This window comes from Clostridium taeniosporum (assembly GCF_001735765.2).
In the GTDB taxonomy this organism is placed as follows: Bacteria; Bacillota; Clostridia; order Clostridiales; family Clostridiaceae; genus Clostridium; species Clostridium taeniosporum.
This window is the reverse complement of record NZ_CP017253.2, coordinates 535,482-548,741: the sequence shown is the minus strand read 5'-3', so window position 1 is coordinate 548,741 and position 13,260 is coordinate 535,482. Positions and strand designations below refer to the sequence as shown.

14 protein-coding genes are annotated in these 13,260 nt (G+C 27.3%); all 14 read right to left on the bottom strand.

Features of this window, described 5'->3' with window-relative positions:
• Positions 1–17: 17 nt before the first annotated feature.
• The 14 genes from BGI42_RS02690 to BGI42_RS02625 all read right to left on the bottom strand — a co-directional run bounded on the left by BGI42_RS02690 (position 18) and on the right by BGI42_RS02625 (position 13,236).
• Positions 18–815 carry a M23 family metallopeptidase gene (locus tag BGI42_RS02690; protein ID WP_069678841.1) on the bottom strand — a complete coding sequence of 266 codons (798 nt, stop codon included), beginning with the start codon at positions 813–815 and terminating at the stop codon, positions 18–20.
• Positions 816–1,228: 413 nt separating this feature from the next.
• Positions 1,229–1,591 carry a methylglyoxal synthase gene (gene mgsA / locus BGI42_RS02685; RefSeq protein WP_069678840.1) on the bottom strand — a complete coding sequence of 121 codons (363 nt, stop codon included), beginning with the start codon at positions 1,589–1,591 and terminating at the stop codon, positions 1,229–1,231.
• A gap of 36 nt (positions 1,592–1,627) precedes the next feature.
• Complete coding sequence (rodA, locus tag BGI42_RS02680) at positions 1,628–2,761, bottom strand: rod shape-determining protein RodA (protein ID WP_069678839.1); 1,134 nt, start codon at positions 2,759–2,761, stop codon at positions 1,628–1,630.
• A 115-nt stretch (positions 2,762–2,876) separates the two neighbouring features.
• A complete protein-coding gene (gene minE / locus BGI42_RS02675; RefSeq protein WP_069678838.1) occupies positions 2,877–3,143 on the bottom strand; it encodes a cell division topological specificity factor MinE in 267 nt (88 codons plus the stop codon).
• Positions 3,144–3,155: 12 nt separating this feature from the next.
• The gene (minD, locus tag BGI42_RS02670; RefSeq protein WP_069678837.1) at positions 3,156–3,953 is read right to left on the bottom strand and encodes a septum site-determining protein MinD; all 798 of its coding nucleotides are present in this window, start codon (positions 3,951–3,953) and stop codon (positions 3,156–3,158) included.
• Between the two features lie 18 nt (positions 3,954–3,971).
• Positions 3,972–4,613: a septum site-determining protein MinC gene (gene minC / locus BGI42_RS02665; protein WP_069678836.1), complete on the bottom strand. Its 642-nt coding sequence runs from the start codon at positions 4,611–4,613 to the stop codon at positions 3,972–3,974.
• A gap of 370 nt (positions 4,614–4,983) precedes the next feature.
• Positions 4,984–7,908, bottom strand: coding sequence for a penicillin-binding transpeptidase domain-containing protein (locus tag BGI42_RS02660; protein WP_069678835.1), 2,925 nt, complete (start codon positions 7,906–7,908; stop codon positions 4,984–4,986).
• On the bottom strand, positions 7,905–8,396 hold the full coding sequence (gene mreD, locus BGI42_RS02655) for a rod shape-determining protein MreD (RefSeq protein ID WP_069678834.1): 492 nt from the start codon (positions 8,394–8,396) through the stop codon (positions 7,905–7,907). Before mreD ends, BGI42_RS02660 begins: the two co-directional genes overlap by 4 nt.
• Positions 8,397–8,405: 9 nt before the next feature.
• Positions 8,406–9,251, bottom strand: coding sequence for a rod shape-determining protein MreC (gene mreC, locus BGI42_RS02650; RefSeq protein WP_069678833.1), 846 nt, complete (start codon positions 9,249–9,251; stop codon positions 8,406–8,408).
• A gap of 3 nt (positions 9,252–9,254) precedes the next feature.
• A complete protein-coding gene (locus BGI42_RS02645; RefSeq protein WP_069678832.1) occupies positions 9,255–10,367 on the bottom strand; it encodes a rod shape-determining protein in 1,113 nt (370 codons plus the stop codon).
• 31 nt (positions 10,368–10,398) lie between these two features.
• Positions 10,399–11,088, bottom strand: coding sequence for a RadC family protein (radC, locus tag BGI42_RS02640; RefSeq protein WP_069678831.1), 690 nt, complete (start codon positions 11,086–11,088; stop codon positions 10,399–10,401).
• Between the two features lie 45 nt (positions 11,089–11,133).
• Complete coding sequence (locus BGI42_RS02635) at positions 11,134–11,700, bottom strand: Maf-like protein (protein ID WP_069678830.1); 567 nt, start codon at positions 11,698–11,700, stop codon at positions 11,134–11,136.
• 230 nt (positions 11,701–11,930) lie between these two features.
• On the bottom strand, positions 11,931–12,602 hold the full coding sequence (locus tag BGI42_RS02630; protein WP_069678829.1) for an SPOR domain-containing protein: 672 nt from the start codon (positions 12,600–12,602) through the stop codon (positions 11,931–11,933).
• Between the two features lie 121 nt (positions 12,603–12,723).
• On the bottom strand, positions 12,724–13,236 hold the full coding sequence (locus BGI42_RS02625; RefSeq protein WP_069678828.1) for a GNAT family N-acetyltransferase: 513 nt from the start codon (positions 13,234–13,236) through the stop codon (positions 12,724–12,726).
• Positions 13,237–13,260: the final 24 nt, after the last annotated feature.

Here is a 13,260-nt window from a genome sequence, read left to right as displayed (position 1 = left end):
ATGTCATTGATATCGCCTTATACATTGCTTAAATTTGAAAAATCCAAATATTCTGTTGGATCTTGTTCTTTTCCCATATAAATAAATTTAAATATCACACCAGTTTTTTTAGTATTAGATATCTTATTACAGTCTCCTAAATATTCTCCTTTTTTTACCTCATCACCCTCTTTAATAATTGAATTTTTAATCATTCCATAATATGTTTGTATTCCATCACCATGATTTATTAATATACTTTGTCCATCTTTATCACTAGTTGCTTTTACAACAGTTCCATCCATGCTACAAATAACTTGCTGTCCTTCTTTACCTTCAAGTAAAACGCCTTGAATATCTCCTTGTAACTTCATATAAGAGGCAAGTACCGGCAAACAATAATTGTTTTTTATTTTTGTTTTAATATTTGTTTTTTCAAATTTTGCTGTTTTTTCTTTAAGTAAATTCATACAATCTACTGCTTTATTTTTAAAATCAGTAGTTTTTATTTTGTTAATCACACTAATAACATAGGGATAACTAATCTTCTTACTAAAATCTTGTGTTAAATATTGCTTTGACAAAGTATAAATATCTTTAGTTTTTTGAACAGGCATAATTTTAAAAGAGAATATTATAGTAAATAATATTACAGAAACTACACATTGATATATAAATTTATTAACAAATTTCTTTTTATTCTTTGATGAATTATAAGAATTTCCATAACTTATTTTACTATTATAAGTATTAATATTTCTTATAGGATTAATCCCTCTCTTTTGTTCCAATATATTCTTGTAGTATCTTTCATATTGACTTCTATAGTTACTCATATTTCCCTCTCCTATTAATAATATTATTATTTTCATTGCAGAAATAACTAGAATTAAACTATTTAATCCTAGTTATTATTTTCACATCAGATACAATGTAACGTCTTATTAAATTATATTTACAGAAGTCTCATATTATGAAATATTTAATCATTAATAATAAAAAAGTGGCTACCACACACTTTTTAGTTGAGAGTGGGTAACTGAAATTTAAGAGTTTATGATTATTTTTTATTCTTTAGAGGTACTTCTAATATCTTTGAAATACAGTATTTTACAAGTTGTCTACAAAGATTGCACTATAAATTTCCTAAAAAAATAAAAAATACTTCTTTTATAGTATGTTATTATTTTCCTACATACTATAAATAGAAGTATTTTGTCTATTATATTTACTTAAGATATATTTTATATTATTGAATATGCCTTATTATTATATCTGCAGTTGCTACATTAGTTACAACTGGCACATTATGTACATCACATACTCTAAGTAGAGCTGATACATCTGGTTCATGAGGTTGAGCTGTAAGAGGATCTCTAAAAAATATAACTAATCCTACTGTTCCTTCTGCTATACGTCCTCCTATCTGTTGATCCCCACCATATGGACCTGACAAATATCTCTTTACTTTAAGTCCAGTAGCCTCAGATATCATTTTACCTGTTGTTCCAGTTGCTAATAATTCGTATTTTTCCAAAGTTTCTTTATTTCTCTTTGAAAACTCTATTATTTCTTGTTTTTTCTTGTCATGGGCTATTAATGCTATTCTCATGCCATCATCTCCTTTATAAACCAATCTTTGATTTACTTAAAAATGTATCTTCTTTCTTCTCATCCCAATATTCAATACTAACGCAATAGACATTATCGTTGTTAAAAGGGAACTTCCACCATAACTTATAAGAGGTAATGTTATACCTGTTATAGGTAACAAACCTACTGTCATGCCTATATTTTGAAGTATAGCAAATAAAAAGTAAGAAATTATTCCAACACATATAATTGATCCAAAAATATCTTTTGCTGTTCTTGCAATAGAAATCATCTTATATATTAAAAATCCATATAACACTAGTAATAATATAGCGCCTATAAGCCCCCACTGTTCAGCTATAGCTGAAAATATGAAATCAGTTTGAACTTCTGGTACATTTTGTGCTGCATATCCTGTTGTACCATCAACTTTTAAAGACGGTCTACTTCCAAGTATACCTCCAGATCCTATACCTATTAAGGATTGTGTTAAATGATATCCTGATGTTGCATCGGCAGCCTCTGGATTTAAAAAAGCTGTAAATCTTTGTTTTTGATATGATTGAATAAGCCCTGAATTCCAAACTATAACTATTAATAATACTAAGCTTAATAACCCTCCACCTATTACTTTCATATCAAGTCCTGCTATATAAAATATACCAAATACAATAAAGAAACAAACCATTGTCATTCCCATATCAGGTTGAGTTACAATAAATGCAACTGGTATCAATGCATAAAATGTAAGAATAAAGAAATTTTTAATATTATTTATTTCTCCATCCATCTCATCTATTTTTTTTGCTAACATAAGTATAATTCCTATTTTAGCAAGCTCAGCTGGTTGCAATTGAAATCCTCCAACTCTGATCCACCCTCTAGCGCCATTAACTACCACTCCGATTCCTGGAATCTTAGCTGCTAAAAGTAATATTACTGAACCCCAATAAAATATTGGAACATAATTAAGTATTATCGTATAATCTATAGCAACAAAAAAATATAATGCAATTATAGATAAAACAAGCCAAAAAAATTGTTGTTTTGCAAAATAAAATCCATGTTCTCCTTTAGTACACATATATATGTTCAAAATACCATATAGCACTAAAAGTACTGTAGAAATCAATACAGTTTTATCAATTTCTTTTATTAATCTTAAGTCAATTTTGAAATTTTTAAGCAATTCCTCACCTCGAATATATAGAGATTTATAATATCATATATATTATCTTATTTTTCTCTACAAAAAGCTATTGATTCAAAAAATTATAATAAAATTTTAATATTTTATTATAATTTTATCTTCTTACACCTTTAATTGGAATACTTGCTATTAATGCAGAAGTGTTTTCACCTTCCATATCCTCACTTTTATTTACAGATATTTCAACATCATCCACTTGAATTTCTATATATTTAGATATAACTCCAAGTATTTCTTTTCTTATCTTTTCTAAAGTATCAGTAGGAATTTCTCCTCTATCGTGTATAAGTATAAGCTTTAATCTGTCCTTTGCAACCTGCTTAGGTGTTGGCCTGCTACCTAACCCCTTAAAAAATCCCATTTCAGCCCCTCCTTACTTGCGTTTAAATAATCTTTTTAGTGATGTAAAGAAACCAGTTGATTCTTGTTGTAAATTCATTATTTCAACTTTTTCTCCAGTAATTCTTCTAGCTATATTTCTAAAAGCTTGTCCTGAATAAGATTGATCTTCTAATACTATAGGCTCTCCCTTATTAGTAGAAACAGTTATGTTTCTATCATCAGGAACAACACCCAATAGTTCAACTGATAAAGTTTCTATAATATCACTTATGTCAAGCATATCTCCATTTTTAGTCATTTGATAGTTTAATCTATTTATAATTAGTTTATGATCTTCTAATCCCTTAGCATCTAATTTACCAATAACTCTATCAGCATCTCTTACTGATGTTATTTCTGGATTTACAACAACAACAGCACTATCTGCACCAATAACAGCATTTTCAAATCCTTGTTCTATTCCTGCTGGTGAGTCTATAATAACATAATCAAACTCTTCTTTTAATTCGTTTACTATTCTAAGCATATCTTGTGGACTTATATCATCCTTATCCTTAGTTTGAGCTGTTGGAAGTAAACACATATTTTGAAATCTTTTATCTTTTATAAGTGCTTGTTTTAATCTACATCTTCCTTCTATTACATCCATTAATGTATATACAATTCTATTTTCTAGACCTAGTAATACATCTAAATTTCTAAGGCCTGTATCTCCATCAATAACTACAACTTTTTTTCCTAGTGCAGCTAAAGCAGTTCCTATATTTGCTGTTGTAGTTGTTTTCCCAACTCCACCTTTACCTGAAGTTACTACAATAGATTCTCCCATTTACATTCTCCTCCGATATTATATATATTTATTTGCTAAATATGGTTCAACTATAATAATTCCGTCTTTAACTTTCGCTATTTCTGGATATTTAGGTTTTTCTAATCCTTCTGGTGAAATAGTTATTACATCTGCTATTTTTAATATTTCTGGCTCTAATAAAAAAGCAGCAATAATAGATTTTCTATTTCCTGTATTTCCTGCATTTACACTTCCTTTTAGTGATCCTAAAACGATTATATTTCCACCTGCATTAACCTCTGCACCGCTGTTAACATCACCTATTATTACAATATTGCCTGGGTAATTCAAACATTGCCCACTTCTTACTGTACGTCTTATAAATTTAGTTTTTCCTTCGTATACTCCATTAAATATTTTCGTTTGTTTATTACTTTCTTGTTCTAGTTGTTCAAAAATAATTTCTTTTAATTCTATTTCATTTAAAAGGGTTTCTTTAAGTTTTTCAATATCTTTTCTGTTTATTAAACTTAAATTCACATCAAGAATTAAGGTTGTACCTTTATAAAAGTGCTTACCTTTTGATAATTTCTTTACTAAAATATTTAACATGTCCTGAAAAGTATCAAATTTCTCTATGTCAATTGTTGCACTTATACCTTCTTTATTCCCTTTTATTAAAACACCATCCTTATGCATTGCTACCTCCAATCAAGTGATTATTTATGTAAAAGTAATAAAAATTCAATTATTTGGTTCATCACTTTTTAAACATAGCATTACCTAGAATATTATCACATAAAATAATATTAGCAATGATATATTAGGATAAATTATATACATTTAAATATAAAATTTAGTACTCATTTTTGTATTACAACCTAGTTTAAATTATAACATTATTATATTATTTTTGTACATATTAATTTGGCTTTAACACTTTCCTAAGGCATATTAAAAATCTAAAAATTAAAATCAAGTTAAAAACTACTTATAATTTTTTTATTCGTAAATAAAAGAGTTATCTTAAACTTAAATTTGTTTAAAATAACTCTTTCTTATACTAAATTTATTGATTTTCAGCAGTATTTGTTTCACTATTAGATTGATTTGGTTTATTAAAAGGATTTTCTGTAACATATTTTTTGAATGATTCTGATTTTGAAGGATAATTAGGATCCATTTGAAGTAATTGATTTTTAAAATATGCTTCATAGACAGCTCTAACTGCTGGAGCTATTTCTCCTCCGTGACCTCCATCAAATACAACTGCAACTACTGCTATTTTAGGATCATTTGCTGGAGCAAAACTTATATAAGTTGCATAAGGTGATCTACCTATTTGTTCTTGATCTTCTCTAAAATCTGCAGTACCTGTTTTACCAGCTGTTAATATAGGAAAATTACTAAATGTAGATGCAGCAGTACCACCTTCTTCAGTATTAACCCTTGACATACCATCTCTTACCGCATTTATTGTACTTTCTTTCATTTCTACCTTCTCTAAAACTTCTGGATTAAAATCTTTTATTAATTTCCCATCATTATCAGTAATTTTATCCACTAAATGAAGCTTATATCTAGTTCCACCATTTGCAAGTGTTGAAACATATGACATTAATTGCATAGGTGTATATAAATTCATCCCTTGCCCAATAGAAGCATATACTAATTCACCTGGTGAACTAATTTCAGCTGGCATATCATTTACTGCAAATCTAGTTACAATTCTAGTAACTGCAGCAACTTGCTCATCTAAATTGACTTTTTTGCCTTCACTTTCCCATTTAGCTATTCTTCTTTTATATTCATCTGAATTATCTACTATCGTTTTTACATCTGTTTTTATACTCTTAGAAAATTCATCTTCTGATTGTTCAATAGCTTTTCCTGGCTCAACTTTTTTTAATCTTTCTTCTACTTTATCTTTTATTGATTTTTTAGCTTCTTTTACCTTTTCATTATCATCTTCTGAAAGTCTTATATCAAAAGGAACGAAATTTCTTTCAATTCCTTTATAGTCTCCAGATTCCAAATAATCTACTAATGCATACTTAGCATAATATACTTTTTGGTTTTTAAATGATTCAAAATTATATGTTTGACCAAAATTCTCTTCTATTTCTATTCCTGTAGTACGCTTAGCTTTAGAATCAGGATCAATTCCTAATCCAAATTTCCAGGCAAATTTAGCAATAGAATTTAAACCATCAATTCCTTCACCATTTAATTTATATAATCTATAAGCAACTTCATAAAAATAATAGTTACAAGACACTTGTATAGCTTTAGCTACATCTGTGGGTCCATGTGTAGTTCCTCTAGTTTCATAAATCAAGCATCTTGGACCAAAAGAAGGTCCAAATGTATCAGGATGTTCTTTAAATATTCCTTTGTCTACTATAATCGTACTTGGATCAACTACTCCTGACTCTAACCCTGCAACGGCTGACAAAGGTTTAAATGTTGAACCTGGAGGAATTCTTCCCATTGTAGCATAATTATAAAATGGTTTTGGATATAAATCATATGTATCCTCTCTATATCCATTTTCATCTTTAGGGAATAAATTATTCACAGTTTTATTTAATCCTCTGCTTTGTATTAATTGATTTGCAAAAGCTTCATAATCAGGTGAAAAATACTCTTTACTTTCTTCTTCTGTTACTTCTCCAGGTATTGTAAATACATTAGGATTATAATTAGGATAACTAACTAAAGATAAAATTCTTCCAGTATTAACTTCTACTGCAATTAAAGCACCCCTTGTTGCATTAGAGTATTTTAATCCATTACTGTCATAATCATTTTCTCTTATATACTTAATTCTATCTGCTAATGCATGTTCTGCTGCATATTGAATTTCACTATCTATTGTAAGATGAACATCATTTCCTGGATATGATTGAAGTTTAAATAGTTCTTCTGTAACTCTTCCTTGAGAGTTTACCTTTACTGTTGTTCCACCTTTTACACCTTTTAATTGTTCTTCAAAGGCTGATTCTATACCTGATTTACCTATTAAATCTGAAGATACATCATATCCTCTTAATTTATACTTTTCACTTTGTGAACTATTAATAGATGACACATATCCTAAAACTGAAGATGCTAATTCCTTATTTGGATAATATCTAATAGGTTCTAAGCTTACATCTATTCCTGGTAATGAATTAAGCTTTTGATAAACTATAAATGCTGTATCTTTCTTTATATTGCTTGCTATTGTTACTGCCCTATATCCTTTGATACTTTGTATCTTTATAGCATCTTTTATTACAACGAATTTTCTAATATCATTTAACGAATATCCATTTTGCAATAAAATATCAGTAATTTCTTTACCACTCATTTTTTTATATGCTTCACTTTGATCTTTAGTTGGATTAGGATTAATACAGCCAATTATATTATATGCTTTAACTAAGTAATAAAAAGTTTCTTCTGGTGTTATTTTCATTAGCTCATCATTTATCTTTTCATTTTGTTTGTCATTAAGCTCTTTTACATCTTTAAATAATTTATTTTTAATATCATCATTTAATCCTCTGTCTCTTTTAAATCTGATTTCCTCATACTTTTGATACTTAGGGTCTGATGTTTTATATTCAAAATAAAATTCATTATTATTATTTAATTTTAAACTTAAATTGTCTTGAAAAGTCTCACCATTTTCCTCTAATACTTTAAATAGTTCTGAAATTGTTGAATAAAAGGCTTTTTCTGCATCTTCAGTGGTTGTATATGTAAGAGTATATGTTTGTATATTTGTAGCTAATATATTACCATTTTGATCATATATCTTACCTCTAGGTGCTTTTTCTGATATAAATCTTGTTGAATTAGCATTTGCTCTTTCTTTATAATTATCATAATTTAATACTTGGAGATATATAAGCTTCATAGCAATAACTCCAAAGATAATAAACATGATTATACTCAAAATAGTATATCTTGAAATTTTCTTTTTCTTTACTGGCTTATTTACTATCATTTAAACCTCCATGGTCTCTTTCTATATTCCTCATCTGGAATTTTCATAATTAGCTTATATATAAAAAACATAACTACAGAATTATATAATGCCATTCCCACACTTTTTAATATAGGCATACCTATTCTTAAAAAATAACATATTATAACTATTCCTATATATTTTAATATAGTAATAAAAAACATAGAAAGTACTGGAACTAACTTTTTAGTTTTAAATATATTTTCACCAATTATGCTTGCAAAAAGACATAGTAATAAATTTAATATAGAATTTATTCCAAAAACATTAAAGAAAAATAAATCCTGTAATATTCCACTTACTGTTCCAATAAAAACTGCTTTTTCTCTTCCATATATAATAGAGTAAGCAATAGCAAAAGTAAATAATATGCTTGGGTATACTCCATGTACAGAAAAGAATGGAATTAAAGAATTATCTAATATAGTTAATCCTATGGATATTAAAATAATTATCAACTTTTCCATAATAAACTCCTAATATTTTATTTCTCTTGTGTCTTTAGGAGATACAATAAATAATTCTTCTAACTTATTAAAATCTACATAAGGTTTTACAACGGCGTTTTTCATAACTTTTATTTTGTCTTCCTCAACAGAAACAACTTCTCCTATCTTTATTTCCTTAGGATAAATCATTCCAACACCAGATGTAATTATTACATCTCCCTCTTTGACTTGTGAATCAATTGGTAAATTATATACCTTAGCTAAATTCCTATTTTTATTATCCTTATATCCTTTTAAATATCCAGTTGATTCCCTAGTACTCTCAACCATAACACTTACAGCTATATTTTCATTTATTAATGACTGAACTATACTCCAATTGCTTCCTACAGTAGTTACTTTACCTACAAGCCCTTTTGCTGCAATAACTACCATACCTTTTTTTATTCCTTCATTTTCACCTTTATTAACTATATAACCATCTAAAAAATTCCCACCACTATAACCAATAATATCACAACCTATGTAATTATAATTATCATTTTGATTTGCAAAATTCACTACTGATCTTAATCTCTCATTTTCTTCTTCTAAATCTGAATATTGTATAAGTTTACTTTTAAGTTCTTCATTTTCTACTGTTAGCTTTTTATTTTCATCTTTAACTTCTGAAAAATTCAAAAAGAAATCTAATGTTTCTTTTAATCTACTTGTTGCTTTATAAACAATGGACTGAGCTGGCTTTATTGCACTACTTGTTCCATTTTCAACAATAGTTTTATCATCTCTCTTAACTGTATAAACTATAAGTGATAAAAAGGTAACTGACAGTACTATAACAGTTACTGCCAGTTTATTTTTAAAAAATCTCATTTACTAACCTCTTTGATCCCTGCTTATTTTATCAAAATCTTCTAAAGCCTTCCCTGCTCCTAAAACTACACAGTCAAGAGGTGCCTCTGCTATATGTACAGGCATATTAGTTTCTTCATTTATTAAAATATCTAAGCCTTTTAATAAAGCTCCTCCACCAGCTAACATTATTCCTTTTTCCATAATATCCGCTGCTAATTCTGGTGGTGTTTTTTCTAATGTTGTTTTAATAGCTTCAATAATAGCACATACTGGTTCTTTTAAAGCTTCTCTTATTTGAGATTCTGTAATTTCTATTACTTTAGGTAGACCTGTTATCATATCTCTACCTTTTATCTCCATAGTTCTATCATTATTTTCATTAAACTTAACTACTTCTTTTGTTTTTTCTTGTTCATCTAATTCATCAGCTTCACTTGCTATTTCAGCACTTGGAGAATTATTAAATTTATTTGGAGTAACATGAGCTGAACCTATTTCCATCTTAACTTGTTCTGCTGTTCTCTCACCAATCATTAAGTTAAATTCTTTTTTAATGTAAGAAATTATTGCTTGATCTAATTCATCTCCAGCAACTCTTAATGATCTACTAGTTACTATACCCCCTAAAGATATAATAGCTACTTCAGTTGTTCCTCCACCGATGTCTACTATCATACTACCTGTCGGTTCACTTACTGGTAAGCCTGCTCCAATTGCTGCTGCCATTGGTTCTTCCATTAAGATAACATCTCTTGCACCAGCTAATTTTGTAGCTTCTTCTATTGCTCTCTTTTCAACTTCAGTAATTCCTGATGGATAACAAACTATTATTCTTGGACTCTTAAATGCATTTTTAGTAGAAACTTTTTCTATTAATTTTTTTAGCATTGTTTGAGCAACATCAAAATCTGCAATTACTCCATCTCTTAAAGGTCTTATTGCTACTATATTTCCTGGTGTTCTTCCTATCATAAGTTTAGCTTCTGAACCAACTGCTAATGGTTTCCTAGTTATATTATTCATTGCAACAACTGAAGGTTCTCTTAAAACTATTCCTTTTCCCTTTGCAAATACTAATGTATTTGCTGTTCCTAAATCTATTCCCATATCTTTTCCAGATCCAAAAAATGCCATTGCTTTTTCCCCTTTCAAATTTCAACTTCAATTATATAAATCCTTTTTCTTTTAAGCTTATAAATTTATTTTTACCAATTATTATATGATCAAGCAGTTCAATTCCCATGATTTTACCACATTCTTTTATTCTAAAAGTTATATTTATATCTTCTTTGCTTGGTGTAGGATCTCCAGACGGATGATTATGTGATATTATTATCTTAGCACTACTTTTCTTTATTGCTTCCTTAAAGATTTCTCTAGGATGTACGATGGATGTATTAAGACTACCTTTAAAAACATCTTTTGTTCCAGTAACAATATTTTTAGTGTTAAGAAATATTACCTTTAATACTTCTTGTTTTAGCGAACTCATCTCTCCATTAATTAATAATACTAAATCATTAGGAGACGTAATTTTCACATCTTTATCTGCTGATTTAAATGTCCTAAATCTTTTAAAAAGTTCAGCTAAAGCTAATATTTGTGAAGCTTTTCCTTCTTTTATTCCTTTAATTGATGTTATATCATCTAAACTTGCTTCAAGAATTCCATCCAATCCTTGAAATTCTGATAATAACCTATTACTAAGCTGAAGAACATTTTCACCTTTAGTACCAGTTCTAAGTATTATTGCTAATAATTCAGAATTATTTAAAGTATCTGCTCCATAGGATAATAATTTTTCTTTAGGTCTTTCATTTTTAGGTATATCCTTAATTTTAAGACTATATTTCATAGATTACTCTCCTCTTAATATTTTGAATACCCCATCCCCTACATACTATATAACTTTTTCAAGCATAATCTTTAACTTATTTAAAGGCAGTCCTACAACATTATAGTAACAACCTCTAATTTCTTTAACAAAAATTCCACCTATGCCTTGTATTCCATAAGCTCCTGCCTTATCTAAAGGTTCTCTGGTTTTTATGTATTCTCTAATTTCATCATCATTCATCTGTGAAAAAACCACTTCTGTAGCTACACTATCTTTTAAAATTAAATCTTTTTTAGTATTAATAACTACGACTCCTGAATAAACCTTATGGCTTCTTCCTTGAAGTAATTTTATCATATTAAATGCATCTTCTTCATTTTTAGGTTTTCCAAGTATCTTATCATCTAATGTAACTATAGTATCTGCTGCTATTATTATAGCATTATCTTTTACTTTTTCTTTAATATTAATAGCTTTTCCTAATGCTATATTCTGAACATATTCATCAATTGAATTCTGAAAAATCACTTTTTCTTCATCAAAATCACTAACCATTATATCAAAATTTTTACATAATCTAACTAGTAATTCCTGTCTTCTTTCTGATGCAGATGCCAAAATTACTTTCATATAATCACATCCCTTTTATAATTATCATCAAATAAATTACTCCTATTTATAATAATTATAGACATAATAATATTTTTATTAAACAAAATATTAAGGTGTAGTAATTGTAACAACTTATTATAGTTACTTACTACACCAATATAGTTTATCATTTAACCAGTTCTTAAACAAGTGCGTTAAAGCAACTTGTAGCACTTTTATAAAAATTTAATTTTATTGTAATAATTATTCTATTGTATATTTTTTAATCTTTCATAAAAGTACTTTAAATATTTATCTATATTATTTTTATCTAATTCATCTGGTAGATCATTTATATAATCATAAACTTCTTTTAAGTTACTTTTTTCATTTAAGTTTTCTTTATCTATAGTATTTGAACACCAAGCTTTATAATCAGCTGTTTTTACACTTTTTACATTTTCATCCTCTAAAGTATTACTTATCTTCAAAAATGCACTTATAATTTCTGCTATTTTATTTTGTTCTAAATTTTCTTTTGATATACTAAAATTAATTTTTACTGCATTTATTTCTTGAGAAACTAAACTTTCTAGTTCCTTCTCTCCGTCATCTTTAGAATATAATCCTATAATAACCCTATAATGTTCATTTTCTTCAACAATATAAGAATTATACTTAGAAGGTATTGTCTTAATAGCAGTATCTGCATTTTCTTTCTTTGAATAATATCCAAATTGTAATGCTATAAATTCTTGATCTAATAAGGTTTCTTTTTTGGTTGATTCTTGTTCATTAAATGTCTTTATTACTGTATGTCCATTAAATATGAATTTACTAAAATAAGTGCCTGCTCCAATTGATAATAACCCTATTATTAATACAACAAATATAAATTTCATCTTTCCATGTTTTTTATACTCATATCTAGTATACTTCATAAGATACCTCCCAAAATTAAATTATGTAAAATAACATATTTCATTTACTATATTATATTTATTATTAACTTTACATTTGTATGAATTATGTTAGGTATTTTATTCATATAATTATTAAAATTTATGATATTTTGTTTAAAATAAGTAAATCTGATGTTTCATATTTGGTATCTTCAAAAAAATTTTCAGCTATTCTTAATTTATTAAAGCCTGCATTGTTCCAAAAATTAATAGCTTGTTCATTTTTAGAATTAACTCCCACTTGGAAAGATTTTATACTATATTTATCTTTAAAATACTTTAATATTTCTATTAATATATTTTTCCCCAGTCCCTTATTTCTAAATTTTGAATCTATTAAATATAACCATATAAATAATTCTGATTTATTATCCAATTGTAATCTGCCTTTAAATACAGCATAAATTTCATTATCTTTTTCTATTTTTAAAAATAACTCTTCTTTAGTCATATAATATTCTAAAAACCTTCTATAAAATAATTGCTTATCTAAAGAAAATAAATCTACATTAAATTTATCATTCAAAATTATCCATTCATTTAACCTGTCTATATCACACTTCTTTACACTAGTTATCTTAAAATTCCCATAATAAAATTCAATATCTATCAATGACCTATATCCCCTCTTTCAATT